General features: G+C 52.7%; 15 protein-coding genes. 9 read left to right on the top strand and 6 right to left on the bottom strand.

The features are described 5' to 3' along the window. Window positions 1-35 precede the first annotated feature (35 nt). Window positions 36-1,235 carry a thiolase family protein gene (locus tag EG028_RS20570; RefSeq protein WP_120518220.1) on the bottom strand — a complete coding sequence of 400 codons (1,200 nt, stop codon included), beginning with the start codon at window positions 1,233-1,235 and terminating at the stop codon, window positions 36-38. A gap of 97 nt (window positions 1,236-1,332) precedes the next feature. Between EG028_RS20570 and rlmN the strand changes: the two genes are divergently transcribed. The 4 genes from rlmN to EG028_RS20550 all read left to right on the top strand — a co-directional run bounded on the left by rlmN (window position 1,333) and on the right by EG028_RS20550 (window position 6,502). Then, window positions 1,333-2,379 carry a 23S rRNA (adenine(2503)-C(2))-methyltransferase RlmN gene (gene rlmN / locus EG028_RS20565; protein ID WP_120518219.1) on the top strand — a complete coding sequence of 349 codons (1,047 nt, stop codon included), beginning with the start codon at window positions 1,333-1,335 and terminating at the stop codon, window positions 2,377-2,379. A gap of 47 nt (window positions 2,380-2,426) precedes the next feature. Further along, window positions 2,427-3,989, top strand: a complete 1,563-nt coding sequence (locus tag EG028_RS27950; RefSeq protein ID WP_120518218.1) for a pseudouridine synthase — start codon at window positions 2,427-2,429, stop codon at window positions 3,987-3,989. Further along, window positions 3,986-4,780 (top strand): RluA family pseudouridine synthase, encoded by a 795-nt coding sequence (locus tag EG028_RS20555; protein ID WP_317127248.1) that lies wholly within the window; start codon window positions 3,986-3,988, stop codon window positions 4,778-4,780. The genes EG028_RS27950 and EG028_RS20555 overlap by 4 nt, the downstream gene beginning before the upstream one ends. 123 nt (window positions 4,781-4,903) lie before the next feature. Then, window positions 4,904-6,502, top strand: a complete 1,599-nt coding sequence (locus EG028_RS20550) for a S41 family peptidase (protein ID WP_120518216.1) — start codon at window positions 4,904-4,906, stop codon at window positions 6,500-6,502. Window positions 6,503-6,963: 461 nt separating this feature from the next. Here EG028_RS20550 and EG028_RS20545 read toward each other — a convergent pair whose 3' ends face one another. After that, a complete protein-coding gene (locus EG028_RS20545) occupies window positions 6,964-7,599 on the bottom strand; it encodes a peroxiredoxin (RefSeq protein ID WP_120518215.1) in 636 nt (211 codons plus the stop codon). Window positions 7,600-8,043: 444 nt separating this feature from the next. Beyond that, window positions 8,044-8,634, bottom strand: coding sequence for a hypothetical protein (locus EG028_RS20540; RefSeq protein WP_120518214.1), 591 nt, complete (start codon window positions 8,632-8,634; stop codon window positions 8,044-8,046). Between the two features lie 98 nt (window positions 8,635-8,732). On the opposite strand from EG028_RS20540, the gene EG028_RS20535 reads away from it, so the two are divergent. Next, window positions 8,733-9,740, top strand: coding sequence for a helix-turn-helix transcriptional regulator (locus EG028_RS20535; RefSeq protein WP_120518213.1), 1,008 nt, complete (start codon window positions 8,733-8,735; stop codon window positions 9,738-9,740). 54 nt (window positions 9,741-9,794) lie between these two features. On the opposite strand, the gene EG028_RS20530 is transcribed toward EG028_RS20535, so the two are convergent. Continuing rightward, a complete protein-coding gene (locus EG028_RS20530) occupies window positions 9,795-10,505 on the bottom strand; it encodes a LolA-like protein (protein WP_120518212.1) in 711 nt (236 codons plus the stop codon). Between the two features lie 108 nt (window positions 10,506-10,613). Here EG028_RS20530 and ade point away from each other — a divergent pair, with 108 nt between their 5' ends. Then, the gene (ade, locus tag EG028_RS20525) at window positions 10,614-12,260 is read left to right on the top strand and encodes an adenine deaminase (protein ID WP_120518211.1); all 1,647 of its coding nucleotides are present in this window, start codon (window positions 10,614-10,616) and stop codon (window positions 12,258-12,260) included. Here the strand turns inward: ade and EG028_RS20520 are convergent, their stop codons facing one another. Further along, complete coding sequence (locus EG028_RS20520) at window positions 12,261-13,352, bottom strand: anhydro-N-acetylmuramic acid kinase (protein ID WP_120518210.1); 1,092 nt, start codon at window positions 13,350-13,352, stop codon at window positions 12,261-12,263. 97 nt (window positions 13,353-13,449) lie between these two features. On the opposite strand from EG028_RS20520, the gene EG028_RS20515 reads away from it, so the two are divergent. The 3 genes from EG028_RS20515 to EG028_RS20505 all read left to right on the top strand — a co-directional run bounded on the left by EG028_RS20515 (window position 13,450) and on the right by EG028_RS20505 (window position 17,473). Then, window positions 13,450-15,354: a YfbK domain-containing protein gene (locus EG028_RS20515; protein WP_120518209.1), complete on the top strand. Its 1,905-nt coding sequence runs from the start codon at window positions 13,450-13,452 to the stop codon at window positions 15,352-15,354. 221 nt (window positions 15,355-15,575) lie between these two features. After that, window positions 15,576-16,229, top strand: a complete 654-nt coding sequence (gene upp, locus EG028_RS20510; RefSeq protein WP_120518208.1) for a uracil phosphoribosyltransferase — start codon at window positions 15,576-15,578, stop codon at window positions 16,227-16,229. A gap of 227 nt (window positions 16,230-16,456) precedes the next feature. Then, complete coding sequence (locus EG028_RS20505; protein WP_120518207.1) at window positions 16,457-17,473, top strand: PorP/SprF family type IX secretion system membrane protein; 1,017 nt, start codon at window positions 16,457-16,459, stop codon at window positions 17,471-17,473. 77 nt (window positions 17,474-17,550) lie between these two features. Here EG028_RS20505 and EG028_RS20500 read toward each other — a convergent pair whose 3' ends face one another. Beyond that, entirely contained in the window at window positions 17,551-18,162 is a 612-nt protein-coding gene (locus EG028_RS20500) for a DNA-3-methyladenine glycosylase (RefSeq protein WP_120518206.1), read from the bottom strand. Window position 18,163: the final 1 nt, after the last annotated feature.

Genomic DNA, 18,163 nt, shown 5'->3' with positions numbered 1-18,163 from the left:
AAGAACTTCAGCGGGATTTGATGAATGAATCATGCTTACACTTTCTCAAACACAATCGCCGCACCCTGCCCTACGCCCACGCACATCGTAGCCAGGCCGTACTTCACACCCTGCTGCCGTTTCATCTCATGCATAAGCGTCGTGGTAATGCGCGCGCCGCTGCAGCCCAGCGGGTGACCGATGGAAATGGAGCCGCCGTTGAAGTTGATCTTCTCCGGGTTCAGCCCCAGCTCACGGATGCAGGCAAGGGATTGGGAAGCAAAAGCCTCATTCAGTTCTATCACATCCAGGTCGGACACGGACAGGTCCGCCCTTTTCAGCGCTTTAACCGTGGATGGCACCGGCCCGATACCCATGATGGCGGGGTCCACACCGCTCACGGCCATGGAGCGGACCATAGCTATCGGTTTGAGATTGAAACGTTTAAGTGCGCTTTCGGAGACGATCAGCAGGGCGGAAGCGCCGTCGTTGATGCCGGCGGAGTTGCCCGCGGTCACGGAACCGTCTTTGGCAAAAGCGGGGCGCAGGCCGGCCAGCTTTTCGAGGGAGGTTTCACGGGGATGCTCGTCTTTGCTGAAGATCACCTGTTCCTCCTTATTGGGTGTGATTTCCACGGGAATGATCTCATCCTGCCATTTGCCCGCCAGGAGGGCCTGTTTGTATTTCAGCTGGCTTTCGAAGGCAAATCGGTCCTGGTCTTCACGGCTGATCTTCCATTCCCTGGCTACGTTTTCAGCGGTTTCGCCCATGGAAAAGGGATAATACAGGTCCACCAGCTTCTGGTTGGTAAAGCGCCAGCCGATGGTGGAGTCGTAAATTTCGGTTTTGCGGCTGAAGGCGCCGTCTGCTTTAGGCATTACGAGCGGGGCGCGGGTCATGCTTTCTACGCCGCCGGCGATGTATACATCCCCTTCGTTGCACATAACGGCGCGGGCAGCGTCCATAATCGCCTGAAGACCAGAGGCGCAGAGACGGTTTACGGTGTTGCCGCCCACGGATACGGGCAGGCCGGCCAGTAATACCGCCATCCGGGCCACGTCCCGGTTATCTTCCCCGGCCTGGTTGGTGGCCCCGGCTATCACATCCTCGATGGAAGCGGGGTCCAGCGAGGGATTACGTGTTAATAAGCTCCTGAGCATCAGGGCCAGCATATCATCCGGCCTGATGGTGCTGAGCTTGCCACCATAGCGGCCTATAGGGGTCCTTACAGCGTCAATTATATAAGCAGTTTGCATATTGTCTTTTGTTAAAGTTGCGAATTTAGGTAACTATCCGGTATTAACGGGCCTCCTTCCTAATCTCAAATCCGAAATATGGATGTACCTTTGCGGGATGATGAGGAAGCAGAATATCAGGCACCTGAGCCTGGCCCAAATCCAGGAAGTATTTGAACAGATGGGCGAAAAGTCGTTCAGGGCCAAGCAGGTCTATGAGTGGCTGTGGCTGAAACAGGCCCCTGATTTTGAGAGCATGACCAATCTCAGCAAGCCTTTGCGCGCTGCCCTGGAAGAAAATTTCGACTTCCCCTCCATCAGGATAGACGCTACCCAGCATAGTACAGACGGCACCATCAAAAGCCGCTTCCGCCTGCACGACGGCCACCTGGTGGAAGGTGTGCTCATACCCACCAGCACCCGCCAGACCGCCTGCGTTTCTTCCCAGGTAGGCTGCAGCCTCAGCTGTAAGTTCTGCGCCACCGGTTTCATGGACCGCAAAAGGAACCTGGAATTCGACGAGATATTCGACGAAGTAGCCCTCATCAACAAACAGGCCATCGAAACCTCCGGTAAGAAACTCACTAATATCGTATACATGGGCATGGGCGAACCCCTGCTCAACTACCGCAACGTACTGAAATCCATAGAAAAGATCACTTCCACTGACGGCCTGGCCATGAGCCCGAAAAGGATCACCGTATCCACCGCGGGCGTAGCCAAAATGATCCAGCAGCTGGGAGACGACCAGGTGAAATTTAACCTCGCCCTGTCCCTCCACGCCGCGAATGATAAAAAACGCAGCCAGATCATGCCGATCAACGAAACCAACAATCTCAAGGTGCTCGTGGATTCGCTGAACTATTTTTACAAAGCCACCGAAAACGAAATCTCTTTCGAATACATCCTGTTCAAGGACTTCAACGATTCCGAAAAGGATGCGGACGAGCTGATCAAGATCTACCGCCAGGTGCCGGTGGACCTTGTGAACATCATCGAATACAATCCCATCGATCAGGCACGCTTCCAGAAACCTTCTCCCGAAGCCACGGAAGCATTTATGGAATACCTTGGCAAAAACCGTGTGAACGCGCGCCTGCGCAGGAGCCGCGGCAAGGATATAGATGCCGCCTGCGGGCAGCTGGCAAACAAAGCAACCGTTTAATAAAGCATAGTATCTACTGCAGGAATGCAGCAACCTAAACATACAGCATGAAAAAAAGCAGACCCGCCCCCCGGAAAGGGTTCACACCCTTCAAAGAAAACAAGACCGGCAAACCCTCATCAGAACGCCGCCCAAAAAAGGACGGAGAGGATAGCCCGCGCGGAAGGTCCGATGAAAAAGGATCCTACAAAAGTTTCAGGGACAACCGCTCCGGCAGCGGGGACGACAAACCGAAGCGCAGCTTCGGTGATAAAGAATTCAAACCAAGAAAAAGCTTCGGCGATAGCGAAGACCGCCCCAAACGCAGTTTCGGTGACAGGGACGATAAACCTAAACGCAGCTTCGGCGATAAAGAATTCAAACCCAGGAAAAGCTTTGGTGACGGCGAAGACCGCCCCAAACGCAGTTTCGGCGACAGGGACGATAAACCTAAACGCAGCTTCGGCGACAAGGAATTCAAACCGAGAAAAAGCTTTGGTGACGATGAAGACCGCCCCAAACGCAGTTTCGGTGACAGGGACGATAAACCTAAACGCAGCTTCGGCGATAAAGAATTCAAACCTAGGAAAAGCTTTGGTGACGGCGAAGACCGCCCCAAACGCAGTTTTGGTGACAGGGACGATAAACCTAAACGCAGCTTCGGCGATAAAGAATTCAAACCCAGGAAAAGCTTTGGTGACGATGAAGACCGCCCCAAACGCAGTTTCGGTGACGGCGAAGACCGTCCGAAAAGAAAGTTTGAAGATCGCGAAGACCGCCCGAAAAAAGACAAGGATAAGTCCTCCGACCGTCCCCGCAAAAGCGAGCGCAAAGCGGAAATACACGGCAAAAAGAAGGAAAAGAGCACCCGCAAACGTATCATAAAAGAAACCGCAACGGACGAAAGCAGCAGCAATGAAATGCCGCTGAACAAGTTCATCTCCCATTGCGGCATCTGCAGCCGCCGTAAAGCCGTGGACTACATCAAAGAAGGCCAGGTAACGGTGAACGGTGAAAAGATCGTTGAGCCCGCATTTAAGGTTACCGCCAAAGACGAGGTGAAACTCAACGACAAACGCATTTACATTCAAAAGAACCTCATCTACGTTCTGCTGAACAAACCCAAAGGTTACATCACCACCACCGATGACCCCGAAGGCCGCCAGACCGTAATGGAACTGGTGGAAGACGCGGCGGATGAAGAAAGGCTCTTCCCCGTAGGCCGCCTGGACCGCAATACGTCCGGCCTGCTGCTGCTCACCAACGATGGCGAACTGGCGCAGAAACTGGCTCATCCGAAACACAACATCAAAAAGATCTACCACGTAGAGCTGGACAAGCCGCTTACCAAAGCAGACTTCGACCAGATCATCTCGGGCGTCACCCTCGAAGACGGGCTGGCCCTCGTGGATGCCCTCGGTTATGTGGACACCAAGGATAAGAAGCAGGTCGGCATCGAGATACACAGCGGTAAAAACCGTATCGTGCGCCGCATCTTCGAACACCTGGAATACAAGGTGGAAAAGCTGGACCGCGTGATGTACGCCGGCCTCACCAAAAAGAATGTCAACCGTGGCAAATGGCGCTTCCTGACCGAAAAGGAAGTGATCCTGCTCAAACACTTTAAATAACCGGCAGCGGCCTTGCAATCAACAGCAAGGCCGCTTTTGAAATACACAATCCATACATGAGACTGGAATCGCTGATCATATTCGAGAATGACGATTTTGTAGCGGTGAACAAACCTTCGGGCCTGCTTACCATCCCCGACCGTCATGACAACGAGCTGGAAGCCCTCTCCGCCCTTCTTAAAAAACATTACGGGCAGATCTTCACCGTGCACCGCCTGGACCGGGATACCAGCGGCATCGTGATCTTCGCCAAACATGAAGCCGCTCATAAAAGCCTCTCCCAGTCGTTTGAAAGCCGGGACGTGGAAAAGTATTATCTCGGGCTGGTAAACGGTGAGTTCGCAGACCCTACCGGCAGTGTGAACGCCCCTATCATGGAACACCCCGTACAGCGCGGCAAGATGGTCACTAACGCCAAAGGCCGCCCCTCCCTCACCGATTACACCGTGGAAGAAGCTTTCGGGCTGTTCAGCCTGGTACTGCTGCGCATCCACACCGGCAGAACGCACCAGATACGCGTACATATGAAACACCTGGGCCATCCCATCGCGGTGGACCCGCTGTATGGCAACAGCCAGCCCATCCTGCTGAGCGCCATCAAAAAGAAATTCAGGCTGGGGAAATTCACGGAAGAGGAAAAGCCGCTGCTGGGAAGGCTGGCCCTGCATGCGTACAGGATTAAGTTTACAGACGAAAAAGGCCAGGTATTTGAGCTGGAAGCCCCCCTGCCCAAAGATATGCAGGCCGTATTACAGCAGTTACGGAAACATAAAAAACCACAAGGCAACTAAATTTCAGTTTTTGCCGTTAGTATGTTAAATCTATGCGTTTAACCGGCAGATTTATAGATTGGCCGGTTCCTGTTGCGGGATTTGACAGATTTGACGTAATTTTCTAGTAAATCGCTTCAATTTATGATTAAGCTCCGGATCATCGGCACAGTATTCCTGTGCGCCGCCGCTTTAGCCGCCTGTAAAAAGAGTTCAAAAACGGAGCCTGATCCTCCGGGACCGACCACGCCAACAACCGGCAGCCGCCTTGAGTTAAGCCTCGACACTCTGTACCTTTTCGCTAAAGAGACTTACCTCTGGTACGACGCTATTCCTGATTACAACACGTTCAACCCCAGGGGATATGCCGGCTCCGACGATCTGGCTAGCCTCAAAAGCGCGATGTATAAGATCAGCCAGCTGAAAGAAAATCCCACCACCCAGAAACCTTACGAATATTATATTCCCAGCCCTTCCCGCTCCAAATTTTCCTTCGTGGAAAGCGGTAACCTGGCGCGTGGTATCAAAGGCGCGCTGGAACTGGAACAAAGTGCGGTGGACCTGGAAGGGGACGGCAACGACATGGGCTTCCTCGCTATCCCCGTTACTTTCACCACTGACCCGGGAAAAAGATATGTGTACGTAGCTTATGTGGAAAAAGGTTCTCCCGCTAACGTGGCGGGCCTCACCCGTGGATGCCTGATCACCAGAGTGAACGGCGCCGCGCCTCCCACAGACGCCGGCTCGCTGAGCAGCCTGACGAACAGTACCACCCTCAGCCTGGAGTTCACCAGGCCGAATAATACCCAGGGCACCGTAAACCTTACCAAAACCGCTTATAAAAACGATCCCCTCACCACCTACAAAGTGATCCAGGGCACCGGCGGCAATAAGATCGGTTACCTGACCCTCATGCGTTTCTCCCGCATCGGGGTGGTGAAACCGTCGCTGGACGAAGCTTTCAATGCCTTTACCGCGGCAGGTGTGAACAGCCTGGTAGTGGACCTTCGCTATAACGGCGGCGGGTACGTTGAAACCTTCGAGTACCTTGCTAACCTCATCGCTCCCAATGCATTGAACGGCAAAGTGATGTACAAGGAACAGTTCAACGATCTCCTCCAGCAAGGCAAAGCCCCCATCCTGAAGTCGCTCCCCCTGCTGGATGCTAATTACAAGCAGCAGGTCAGCTCTTCCGGCAAGCCACTTACCTATGCGGATGTGGACTTCTCCCTGGCCGGGAACGTGACTGATTTCAGCAAAAAAGGCACCCTGAACAACGTCGGCAAGGTAGTGTTCATCATCACCGGTTCCTCAGCCTCCGCCAGCGAACTGACCATCAACAGCCTGGCCGCCTGGCCCGAATATATCGACGTAAAAACAGTGGGCAGCACTTCTTACGGCAAACCGGTTGGTTTCTTCGGTATCGGCATAGACAAGTTCACCGTATACATGTCCCAGTTCTCCAGCACCAATGCAGACAACGAAGGCAATTATTATGCAGGCATGACGCCCAATATGCCCGAGCAGGACCTGGTAACAAAAGACTTTGGCGATGTACAGGAAAGCAGCCTGGCCAAAGCGATCAACTACATCAACACAGGCTCCACCGGCAGGCTTTCCAACGCCCGTATCGCCATTGCGGACGGAACCGTGATAAATGCCTCCGACCTGAAAATGGACCCCGTTGTAAGCCCCGGTTTCAACGGTATGATCGAGCACAGGAGAAGGTTAAAACCCGAATAGATCCCTTTTGGTAAAATATATCAGGAAGGGCTGCCATCCGGCGGCCCTTTTTTTATCTTTTGCCGCGCCCATCCTCCGGCGAACCTCCGACGATCCTCCGGCGATCCTCCGGCGAAACACCCTCAAACCCTTGCTACGACCGAACACGGTCGGAGGATGGTCGGAGGATGTCAGTAGGGTGTCAGTAGCCTGGCGCGCCTAACATACTGATAATCAGCATCAACATTTTAATTCTGCAAAAAAGAGAAGGAAACTTCCGGGCATAAAAAAACGGGGAAAAATCCCCGTTTCGTAAAATCAAAAACCAACCATTAAAAAAAACGATCAGGAGTAAAACCCTTGCAACCAGCGGTGTTGCCGGTCTTTTTGCTCCTTTAATATCTTCCCTTCGTTGGCTGAAGGATGGAACCAATGCAGTATATAGCGTATGATCCTTTTCATGGCAAAGATAATGCAGCCATTTATTTATTTGGCTGTGGTGTTGTTCTCAGGTAAGGTTTGATGATTTTGTGACCTTTCGGGAACTTGCCAGGAATGTCTTCCGTTTTCACCGCGGGCACCACAATCACATCTTCCCCGTCTTTCCAGTCTGCCGGTGTAGCCACGCTGTAGTTGGCTGTCAGCTGCAGGGAATCTATCACGCGCAGCACTTCATGGAAGTTGCGGCCGGTGGAGGCGGGATAAGTGATCGTGAGTTTCACTTTCTTATCCGGACCTATTATAAAAAGCGAGCGTACGGTAAAGGTTTCCGAAGCATTCGGATGGATCATACCATAGAGGTTCGCCACTGTTTTATCTTCATCGGCAATGATGGGAAATGTTACATCACAACCTTGTGTTTCATTGATATCGCCGATCCAGCTTTTGTGTTTATCCAGGGGATCAACGCTGAGAGCCAACACTTTTACGTTACGTTTGGCAAATTCGCCGTTCAGGAGCGCCGTTTTGCCAAGCTCGGTAGTACAAACAGGAGTAAAGTCCGCGGGGTGAGAAAATAATACGCCCCAGCTGTCGCCGAGGTATTCGTAAAAATCTATTTCGCCTGCTGTAGTATTTGCCTTAAAGTTGGGGGCAGCATCGCCTAATCTTAAACTCATGGTCAGTTCCTGTTTTGATGGAACCAAAAATACTAATTTCCTACAAATTTTATAGACTTTACGGATTTTTTTTACAGTTTTTTAATCTTGCTCCAAAAGGGCCGCCTGTATTGTATTCCAGGGACGGCAGGCAATCTGGTGCCTGCCGGAGCCCTGTTCATACAACAATGGACGAGTGGGGGTTAACAAATGTCCGGATGTGGCCGTTCTCTCCCCGGGGGCAAAAGGGATCAAACGGTGCTTCACAGGTTAACAAAGGGATAAATGGACGCTCCAGGGTCAACAAAGGGATACACGGTCGTTTTGATGGTTAACATAGGGTTACAATGAATGTGTCTTAAGGGTTAACCGGAGAAACGGATGTTTTTAAATGGTTAACAAAGGGTGCAATGAATGTTTTAAGGTTAACAAGGGGAAACGGATGATCAGAACGGCTGAATATTTTTAAGCTCTTTTAGCGGATTGTTGCCAGGCGTAATACGCCAGGGTGTATTTCATATCGTCCTGCAGTTCAGCTTCCTGCCGGGCGGTTATTTCGTCAAATTCAAGCTCCAGGTAACCCAGGTACAGCTCGTAATGACCGGCCAGCGTGCTCATGCACTGCGCCACGCCGCGGGCGTTGGCTTCCGCGCTGGTGATCGGCTCGGCTTTGCGGATATAAAAACAGTTGTTATCTGAATATTCCATCCATTCGGTACCCGGCTCAAACTGCGGGCGGGCCAGCTGGAAACTGAGATTGTCAAACAATACGGGCTCACCCAGCTGCGCTTCAAAATCAATCATTTCAGGTATCTGCTCCATCGTTTCCAGCTTCTGCACGATCGCCATCTGTACGGCCTCGCTTTTGTCTTCCACGGCGCGCAGCATCGTGTTCAGCACGTCGTAATTGGTGACAAAATCGCATTTGCGCCAGCCTTCCGCCGTCTCAAGATAACCCCAGCAGGTGAGGTAGTGAGAATCGTCCAGTATGATCTGGCCCACTTTGATGGCGGTTGCTTCCCTGTAATCTGATGTTTGTACGGATACCTTTTTCATAGTTGCTGAATTGATAACGATACAAAAGTATTGGGGCTTTACGCAGGGGATATGCGTAGCAAAATTGTTTTATTTTAGAGCCGGTAAAAAAGATAAAAATGCCCAAAAATAAAGATGCGCTTTCCCGTTACCGCTGGCTGGACGAGCGCTTTCGCAATAAACGCCTGCCCAAACCCTCCCTGGAAGACCTGGTGGCGTTCGTTTCGGACAAAATGGACAAGTCCATTGCCGTGCGTACGATCCAGAAAGACATAGAAGATATGCGTAACGATGCGGAGCTCAACTACTTCGCTCCTATTGTATACGACCGCGGCAAGCGGGCGTACCATTATTCGGATGAAAATTTCTCGATCAGCAACAGCCCCATAGACGAAGCGGACCTCCAGGGGCTGGAAGTGGCCATCGGCATACTGGAACAGTTTCGCAACCTGCCCGTCATCCAGCGGTTCGAAGACGCTATCCTCAAAATAGCCGCCAGCCTCAAAATGAACCGCCAGCAGCTGGAAAACCGCGGCCTGATCAAATTCAGCAGGGGTAGCCAGTACAAGGGCGCGGAACTGATCCCCGAGATCGTGGACGCCATCAAAAACCTGGAAGTGATCCGTATCGCCTACCAGAGCTTTGACCGCAGCGAACCCAAAGAACACTGGGTGGAGCCCTACCACCTCCGCGAATACAACCATCGTTTTTACCTCATCGGCAAAAGCCAGAAAGCAAAAGGCGGCACCCTGCTCACCTTTGCGCTGGACCGTGTGGTGAAACTCTGGCCCACAGACAAACACTTCGACGAAAAGAATTTTGACGACGCCAGTTATTTCCAGCACGCTATCGGCATTACCGTATCGGAAGGCGAGCCGGAAGAGATCATTCTTTCCTACACCCCGCACCAGGGGAAATACGTGAAAACGCAGCCGCTGCACTCTTCCCAGCAGGTGCTGATAGACAATGAAGAGGAATGCCGCATCAAACTGAATATCGTGGTGAACCATGAGCTGATCATGTTGCTGCTCAGCAACGGCAGCCGCGTAAAAGTGCTGCAGCCGCAACACCTGGCGGACCGCGTCAGGGACGAGGCCTCGGAAATGCTCAAAAAATACAAGCCATAAAAAAGAGGGTGCCCCTTGTGGAGCACCCTCTTTTTTTATACGTTGCCGGGATGTTTATTTCGCCGGTTTGTCGAAGATCTTTTCGTCCACGGGGGGATTAAAAGTAATCTTGTTCACTTTCACTTTTACGCCGGTGGGCTGTGTTTCCACAACAGTAGCGTAAGCGTAGCCGTCATCCGTCTTTTTATAATCCAGCAATGAATTGATCGCTTCCTCACCACCCATGTTTGCTGATCTTTTGGTGATGTAGTAAGTTTTTGTGTCGATGAAATAGTTCGCCACATTACCGTCTTTACGGGTCAGCTTGATCTTGTACAGTTCAGCGCCGCCATCAATAGGTTCTTTGCCGATCAGCTCCAGGGTATGCCCTTTTTCTTTGGCATTTACCAGTTCACCTTCAATATCCAGGTCCGGGCCGATTTCTTTCAGGCTTTCGGCGGGCACGTCCACCGGTTCTGTCTGCTGCTGTACGCCCAGCAGGTTCCAGCCGCCGGTAGTGGTAGCCACCTGCACGTTTTTGGTGCCCATGGCCTCAAATTCGATGCGCATGCCGCGTTTATTGATGATCGTCGCTTTAAAGGGGAATTCCATGCCCTGTACTTCCATCGTGCCTTCCGTGGTGGTAGACTTGATGGCGGCCAGCTTATCTTTCCCGCCCATTGCGGTGATATGTTTCTCAACAATTTCGTCCACTGTCTGTGCTTTCGTGCTAACCGCAGTACCTGTAAGGGTTACCGCCAGGGTTAACATGAGGAAATTCTTCATAAAAAATAGTTTAGTGATAGATTGGGAATAGATACAAATGTATCTTTTTATCAGAACTGGCAAAATCAATTAAGTTTTCTTTAACGGTTTTTCACGAGTTTTACGGCTATGAACGAATTACAGCTGGCCGGCCATGTGGTGGACATTCCCGGCAGAAGAACATACCCCGCCGTGGTGACCATTGCGGGCGGTTTTATCCGGAATATTCAGCCCACAGCAGACCCTGTGCCGGACCGCTTCATTCTCCCCGGTTTTATCGATGCGCATGTACACGTGGAAAGCGCCATGCTGGTGCCTTCGGAATTTGCCCGTATGGCCGTGGTGCACGGTACCACCGGCACCGTATCCGACCCGCATGAAATAGCCAATGTTTGCGGTGTGGAAGGAGTGGAGTTTATGCTGGAAAACGGCCGCCAGGTACCTTTTAAATTCTGCTTCGGGGCGCCTTCCTGCGTGCCCGCCACCATATTCGAAACAGCGGGGGACAGCATAGACGCCAAAGCCGTGGACCAGCTCCTGCAACGCCCCGATATTTATTACCTCTCCGAAATGATGAACTACCCCGGCGTACTGCATGAAGACGCGGAGGTGATGGCCAAAATAGCCGCGGCCAGGCAGCAGGGAAAACCCGTGGATGGCCATGCTCCCGGCCTCCGCGGCGCGGACGCGGGCCGTTATATCGCGGCGGGCATCTCTACCGATCATGAATGTTTTACACTGGAAGAAGCCCTGGATAAACTGCAATACGGTATGCACATCCTCATCAGGGAAGGCAGCGCCGCGCGGAACTTCGAAGCCCTCTCCTCCCTGATCGATTCACATCCGCAGATGGTGATGTTCTGCAGCGACGACAAACATCCGGACAACCTGGAGGAAGGCCACATCAACGTACTGGTGAAAAGGGCGCTGGCAAAGGGCTACAACCTCTACAACATTTTACAGGCCGCCTGCGTCAATCCTGTTTTACACTACAAAATGCCCCTGGGCCTGCTGCGGGTAGATGACCCGGCTGATTGTATCGTGGTGGATAATCTAACAGACTTCAACATTCTCGAAACCTATATCAACGGCACGCTGGTGGCGCAACACGGACAGACGCTGATCCCTTCTGTGCCCATCACTCCCATCAACCGCTTCAGCTGCTCACCCAAAACGCCGGCGGATTTTCATATCGCCTGCCACGAACAGACAATCAGGGTAAAGGTGATAGAAGCCCTCCAGGGCCAGCTGATCACGAACCGCATCAGTGCGATATTGTGCAGCCACAATGGCAATCTCCCTTCGGACGTTTCGCAGGATGTGCTGAAAGTGGCCGTGGTGAACCGTTACAACGACGCTCCCGTAGCCTGCGGGTTTATCCATCACTTCGGGCTGAAACACGGGGCTATCGCATCTACCGTGGCGCACGACAGTCATAACATCATTGCCGTAGGCACCGATGACGAAAGTATCTGCGCGGCGGTGAACGCCCTGATCGAATGCAAAGGCGGCATCAGCGTAGTGTCTGAAAAAGGGAATGAAGTGATGCCCTTGCCGGTGGCGGGGCTTATGAGCGCGGAAGACGGTTACCTCACCGCCCACCGCTACGGCCGGCTGGACAAAGCGGCCAAGGCTTTAGGATGCAAACTGGATGCGCCTTTTATGACATTATCCTTCATGGCGCTGCTGGTGATCCCTCACCTGAAGCTCAGCGACAAAGGATTATTTAACGGGGATAGTTTTACGTTCGAGGAACTGGCTTTCCCGCAGGACTGATCAGCCTTCGCCCAGGTACAACGCACCATTCACACTGTCCCGGGCGGCGCCTGTTACAGAGCTGAGCACATTCGGCTGCTGGCGCCAGCGCAAAGCGCCTATCAGCGCCATTACCAGCGCTTCCTTGTAAGCGGCCGTCTGCTCATCGGGAATCACCACCGCGATGCCCAGGGGCTCCAGCTGTGATTTTATCGTTTTGACCAGGAAGTGGTTAAACGCACCGCCGCCGGTGACCAGCAATTTCTTTTCCTGTGTATTTTCTCCTGAAACGGCTTTAACGGCCGCCGTTACCTGCTGCGCGATATGCTCCACGTACGTGCGCAGTTTGCCCTGCGTGGACAGCGTATAGGTGCCGATCAGCGGCAATATCACATCCGTGCCGAAGTCGTTCGCCAGGGATTTGGGGAAGGGCTGCGCGTAATAAGGCTGTGCGTTCAGCGCGTCCAGCAGTTTGGAGTCTGTGACGCCGCCGGAAGCCAGGGTGCCGTTTTCATCATAATTTTTGCCGAGGGCCAGCGCCAGGGCGTCCAGCACACGGTTCGCCGGGCATACGTCAAAAGCGTGGTAAACGTCCGCCGTTCTGGCTGAAAGATTGGCGATGCCTCCCAGGTTCAGCCAGTAATCATAATCCTGGAAAAGCAGTTTTTCCCCGATGGGCACGATCGGGGCGCCCTGGCCGCCCAGGGCTACGTCCATGGAGCGGAGGTCGCTGATCACAGGCAGGCCGGTCTCCGCGGCGATAGCCGCGCCGTCTCCCAGTTGGGCCGTCATTTTCTGTTCGGGTATATGAAAGGTGGTATGGCCATGTGAGGCAATAAAATGTACCCGGTGCTCCAGGTGATGGCGGCGGATAAATTCTTTTACCTGCGTGCCGATATAATGCCCGTAGGCGGTATGCAGCAGCTGGTATTCCCGCGCGGGCAGGTTTACGGCGCCTTTCAGATCAGTTATCCATTGGGCGTCGTAAGGCAGGCATTCAGCGGCATGGATCACATACCCCCACTGGCCCCGCACCTCGCTCAGCTCCACAAATGCAAGATCCAACCCGTCCAGCGAACTGCCTGACATTAAACCGATTACGTTATATACCATACCGCGAATTTTTGCAAAGATAACGGGAAGGAAAAAACTTTTATGGAATACCTCCTGTTTCCTGCATCTATATCCAGGAAAACAAACCTGATCTGTTATGAAAAAAATACTCCTGCTGGTGCTGGCAGCCTTCCCCGTATTGATGGCAAACGCCCAGAAAACAACCGATAAAATAATCTCAGGGCAGGTGGTGGGCGCCGGCGATCAATTGCCTGTTCCATTCGCCCAGATAGTGGTGGCGGACACGCGCTTCAGAACGTCCACAAACGATTCAGGCAGCTTCAGCCTCAAAGTGAAAACCGATTCTGTGACGCTGGAGATACGGGCCATCGGTTATGTATCCCAACTGCAATCATTCTCCGTAAACGATAAAAATATCCGCATCGTGCTGACCGAAACCCAGACGGCAATGAAGGATATAATAGTGAGAGGGTATAATTCACCCAGAGCAAAAACGGAGGATAAAAATTTCGTAATCGGTAATGCCAGTGAAACCGAGGCGAGAATGGCGGCGCCAGGTCTGGTGCATACCCAGCCCATACTTGCCTATTCCGAAGAGGTAAACACCAACGAATTCAGCAGCATCAGCGAAAACAAATACCACACCGTGAAAAGCGAGCCGCTGAGCACGTTTTCAGCGGATGTGGACCGCGCTTCGTACACCCTCGTACGCCGTTCTCTGGCAAACGGCCAGCTGCCGGATGTGGACGCAGTCCGGGTGGAAGAGCTGATCAATTATTTCGATTATAACTATCCCGCGCCGCAGAACCAGGACCCGGTGGCCATTCATACGGACCTGGCCGTTTGCCCCTGGAACCCTTCCCACCAGCTGGTGCGCATAGGCATGCAGGGCAAACGTATACCCACCGATAATCTCCCCGCGTCCAATCTCGTATTCCTGCTGGATGTATCCGGCTCTATGGATGCGGAGAACAGGCTGCCCCTTGTGAAAGAAGCATTTAAACTGCTGGTGCAGCAGTTGCGGCCGAAAGACCGTGTGTCTATCGTAGTGTATGCGGGCGCGGCAGGCACGGTGCTGCCCTCCACCCCTGGCAATCAGAAAGGCCGCATCATTGCCGCCCTGGACAAGCTTGAAGCAGGCGGCTCCACGGCAGGCGGCGAAGGTATCCAGCTGGCTTACCGCATTGCAAAAGAGAATTTCATGAAGGAAGGGAACAACCGCGTGATACTGGCTACAGACGGAGATTTTAATGTAGGCATCTCCAGCGACCGGGACCTGGAAAAACTGATCGAAAAAGAAAGAGAACATGGCGTATTCCTGTCCGTGCTTGGATTTGGAATGGGCAACTATAAAGATAATCATCTCGAAACCCTTGCGGACAAGGGAAACGGAAACTATGCCTATATCGATGATTTCGAAGAGGCCCGCCGGACTTTTGCTTTAGAGTTTGGCGGCACCCTCTTCACCCTTGCAAAGGACGTAAAACTCCAGGTGGAGTTCAATCCCGCGCAGGTTCAGGGTTACCGGCTCATAGGTTATGAGAACAGGCTGCTGAACAAAGAGGATTTTAACGATGACAAAAAAGACGCGGGGGACATGGGTTCCGGCCATGCGGTGACCGCCCTGTATGAGATCGTGCCGGCGGGCTCCCGCATGCCGGCAGGCGGCACCGTGGACCCGCTCAAATACCAGCAAAACACACCGCCGCCGGCTCCGCTGGTGCAGAGCAAAGAAGTGCTCACAGTAAAGGTGCGTTACAAAACCCCACAGGGCCATAAGAGCATGCTCCTCCAGGAAGTACTGCAGCCCGGCGCGAAAAATATCACGGAATGCCCGGCAGACTTCCGTTTAGCCGCTTCCGTGGCACAGTTCGGTATGTTGTTGCGCAGCAGCCCGCATGCAGGTAAATCCAGCTACGATGCGGCCATCAAACTGGCGGTATCCGCCAAAGGGGACGACACCGAGGGATACCGCGCGGAATACATCCAGCTGGTGAAAAAAGCGAAGGCCATCAGTGAATCCGTGGCAAAAGGGGAATAGACGGGCAATCCCGGACAAACTTTACAACAATGGGTAATAAAAATAACGGCGGCCGGTAAACGGCTTCGGGCACCTCCGGCGGAAGGGCCAATAAGCCACCGGCGCCTTATTTAAAGCATCACGGCGGCGAAAGGTTAATAAATCCTTTCGCCGCGGTGCTTTTCACCATTGGTAAGCTAAAAAGTGCTATTTTGGCGTGCAAACGCAAAACGGCAGGGCTTATGATTATCAATTTGAGTGAAACCAATTCGCTGGTAGGCGAATGGATGAGCGAAATCAGGGACGAGGTCATTCAGACGGACAGGATGCGGTTTCGCAGGAACCTGGAGCGCCTGGGCGAAGTAGCCTCCTATGAGATCAGCAAAACCCTCACCTACGTCGATAAAGAAGTACAGACGCCGCTGGGCACCGCCACCTGCGGGGTAATCCGGCAGCAGCCTGTACTCGGCACCATTCTCCGGGCCGGCCTGGCTTTACACCAGGGCCTCGTGAATTACTTCGACAAAGCGAACCACGCCTACATCTCCGCCTACCGTAAGCACAACCGGGACGGTACCTTCGAGATCAGCCTGGAATATGTATCCTGCCCCCCGCTGGACGGACAGGTGCTGATCCTCTCCGATCCCATGCTGGCCACCGGCGCCTCCCTCGTCAAAACCATCGATCACCTGGCTGAATACGGAAAACCCGCTCATATTCACATTGTTACGGCCATTGCCTGCACCATCGGCATCGAATACGTACAAAGGAATGCGGACGCCAATATCAGCATCTGGGCCGGGGATATAGATGACGAGCTCACGGCCAAAGGGTATATCGTTCCCGGCCTCGGCGATGCGGGCGATCTCGCTTTCGGAACCAAGGTGCAGCAGTAACAAATTCCGTTTTTTTGCGTTCTATTGAAAGAAACCAGTCCCTTCCCGGGGCGTTTCCGTGCGTCAACCAGATCCGTAGCAGCTGTCGATCAGAAAACCTTCTACAATTCATTTCAAAGCAGATACATTAGCGTATTTTCGTTATATAGATTTAATTTGAAATATGAATATTGTTTTGTAGCTTTGGATTATATAGTGTCCCTATATTTTTTATAACCGTTGAAGTGATGAAAAAAGTTCTACTCCTATTAACCATTACCCTTTATGCATTCAGCTCCGCCAAGGCGCAGGACCCGCATTTCACGCAGTTCTTCGCCTCTCCGCTTACGCTGAACCCTGCTTTTACAGGGTACTTCTCCGGAGACCTTCGTCTTTCCGGCAATTACCGCTCCCAATGGCGCAGTATTGCCTCCCCATATGTTACCGGTACGCTTGCCGCGGACTTCGGTATCCTCAAAAACACCATTTCCTACACCGATACCTGGGGCGTAGGCATCCTGGCGCTGTATGACAAAACAGGCGGCGGCGCGCTGAATTCCAACTATGTGGCGCTCAGCACGGCCTATCATAAAGGCCTTGACGTGGAAGGGAATCACACATTGGGTATCGGCCTCCAGGCGGCTTTTGTGCAGAAGAGGGTGGACCAGAGCAAACTGATATTCGAGCAGCAGATAGGGGACAACGGTTACGATCCTTCCCTGCCCAGCGGCGAAACCATCACCAACCTTGCTATTTCTTACATGGATTATAACGTGGGATTGTTGTATAGTGGCCTGGTAGGCGAATCTTCCAACCTTTACCTGGGCGTGTCTTATTATCACTTTACACAGCCCACGGAAACGTTCCTCAATGCGGACAACAACCGCCTGAGCTACCGTTATACCATCCATGGCGGCGGCTCTTTCCCGGTGAACGGCAGCAACCGCATTCACCTTAGCGCGCACTACATGAAACAGAACCAGGCCGTGGAAACTACCATGGGCGGTGCTTACGGCTTTAACCTCAACGGAGATCCGGATGCGCCCACCGTCTTTTACCTGGGCGCATGGTTCCGCCTGAAAGATGCAATCAACCCCTACGTAGGGCTTGAATTCAACAGCGTGAAAGTAGGCCTGAGCTATGACCTGAACGTGTCCACACTGAAACCTGCCTCCAATTACCGGGGTGGTATGGAACTTTCGGTCATCTACATCCGTACCAAAAACGACAACAAGAAGAACGGCACGCTTTGTCCGAAATTCTAACCGTTTCTCATAATAATGAAGGGCTGGCTCAGAGATTGCCAGCCCTTCTTATTTAAACCAGTTTGTACGTTTTATACCTATTTCTCCAGCCCCTTCCCTTTGCTCACCCAGCGGCTCCCTTTCAATGAAAACCGGTAAGGCAGGTAAGCATCTTCCATCGCATATGCCACGCCTACACGGGTGCCCGTCACAATATCTTTTTTAGGCACCGCCGGCGCATCTTCTATCCAGATCGTATCGCCCAGCAGGCTTTGCCCCGTGAGCGCGGTGGTAATGCCCAGGGCTTTGGACAGGCTGCCGGGGCCGGCCGTAAGCGTATGATCCAGCTTCTGTTTGCCACAACGGAAAAGCATCGGCTCAATTCCTTCCAGCGGCTCCAGGCCACGTACCAGCACGGCATTCGGCACATCCTTCACATTGGTGACCACGTTGAACAAATGATGAATGCCGTAACAGAGATACACATAAGCCGCGCCACCCGGGCCGTACATGATCTCCGTCCTGTTCGTGCGCCGGTTGTTCCAGGCATGGGAAGCCCTGTCCACCGCGCCGTTATAAGCCTCCGTTTCCACGATCTTTCCCGAAGTGCGCACACCATTTATTTCTGTCACCAAAATCTTACCCAGCAAGGCTTTAGCAACTTTTAACACATCTTTATCAGCATAAAATGCTCTGTCCAGTTTAGCCATA

Source organism: Chitinophaga barathri (assembly GCF_003807585.1).
In the GTDB taxonomy this organism is placed as follows: domain Bacteria; phylum Bacteroidota; class Bacteroidia; order Chitinophagales; family Chitinophagaceae; genus Chitinophaga; species Chitinophaga barathri.
This window is presented reverse-complemented; position numbering and strand designations above follow the sequence as displayed.

Bases quoted from the DNA above. Each gene is read 5' to 3' on its own strand.
- EG028_RS20570 (WP_120518220.1), bottom strand. From the start codon at position 1,235: ATGCAAACTGCTTATATAATTGACGCTGTAAGGACCCCTATAGGCCGC.
- rlmN (WP_120518219.1), top strand. From the start codon at position 1,333: ATGATGAGGAAGCAGAATATCAGGCACCTGAGCCTGGCCCAAATCCAG.
- EG028_RS27950 (WP_120518218.1), top strand. From the start codon at position 2,427: ATGAAAAAAAGCAGACCCGCCCCCCGGAAAGGGTTCACACCCTTCAAA.
- EG028_RS20550 (WP_120518216.1), top strand. From the start codon at position 4,904: ATGATTAAGCTCCGGATCATCGGCACAGTATTCCTGTGCGCCGCCGCT.
- EG028_RS20545 (WP_120518215.1), bottom strand. From the start codon at position 7,599: ATGAGTTTAAGATTAGGCGATGCTGCCCCCAACTTTAAGGCAAATACT.
- EG028_RS20540 (WP_120518214.1), bottom strand. From the start codon at position 8,634: ATGAAAAAGGTATCCGTACAAACATCAGATTACAGGGAAGCAACCGCC.
- EG028_RS20535 (WP_120518213.1), top strand. From the start codon at position 8,733: ATGCCCAAAAATAAAGATGCGCTTTCCCGTTACCGCTGGCTGGACGAG.
- EG028_RS20530 (WP_120518212.1), bottom strand. From the start codon at position 10,505: ATGAAGAATTTCCTCATGTTAACCCTGGCGGTAACCCTTACAGGTACT.
- ade (WP_120518211.1), top strand. From the start codon at position 10,614: ATGAACGAATTACAGCTGGCCGGCCATGTGGTGGACATTCCCGGCAGA.
- EG028_RS20520 (WP_120518210.1), bottom strand. From the start codon at position 13,352: ATGGTATATAACGTAATCGGTTTAATGTCAGGCAGTTCGCTGGACGGG.
- EG028_RS20515 (WP_120518209.1), top strand. From the start codon at position 13,450: ATGAAAAAAATACTCCTGCTGGTGCTGGCAGCCTTCCCCGTATTGATG.
- upp (WP_120518208.1), top strand. From the start codon at position 15,576: ATGATTATCAATTTGAGTGAAACCAATTCGCTGGTAGGCGAATGGATG.
- EG028_RS20505 (WP_120518207.1), top strand. From the start codon at position 16,457: ATGAAAAAAGTTCTACTCCTATTAACCATTACCCTTTATGCATTCAGC.
- EG028_RS20500 (WP_120518206.1), bottom strand. From the start codon at position 18,162: ATGGCTAAACTGGACAGAGCATTTTATGCTGATAAAGATGTGTTAAAA.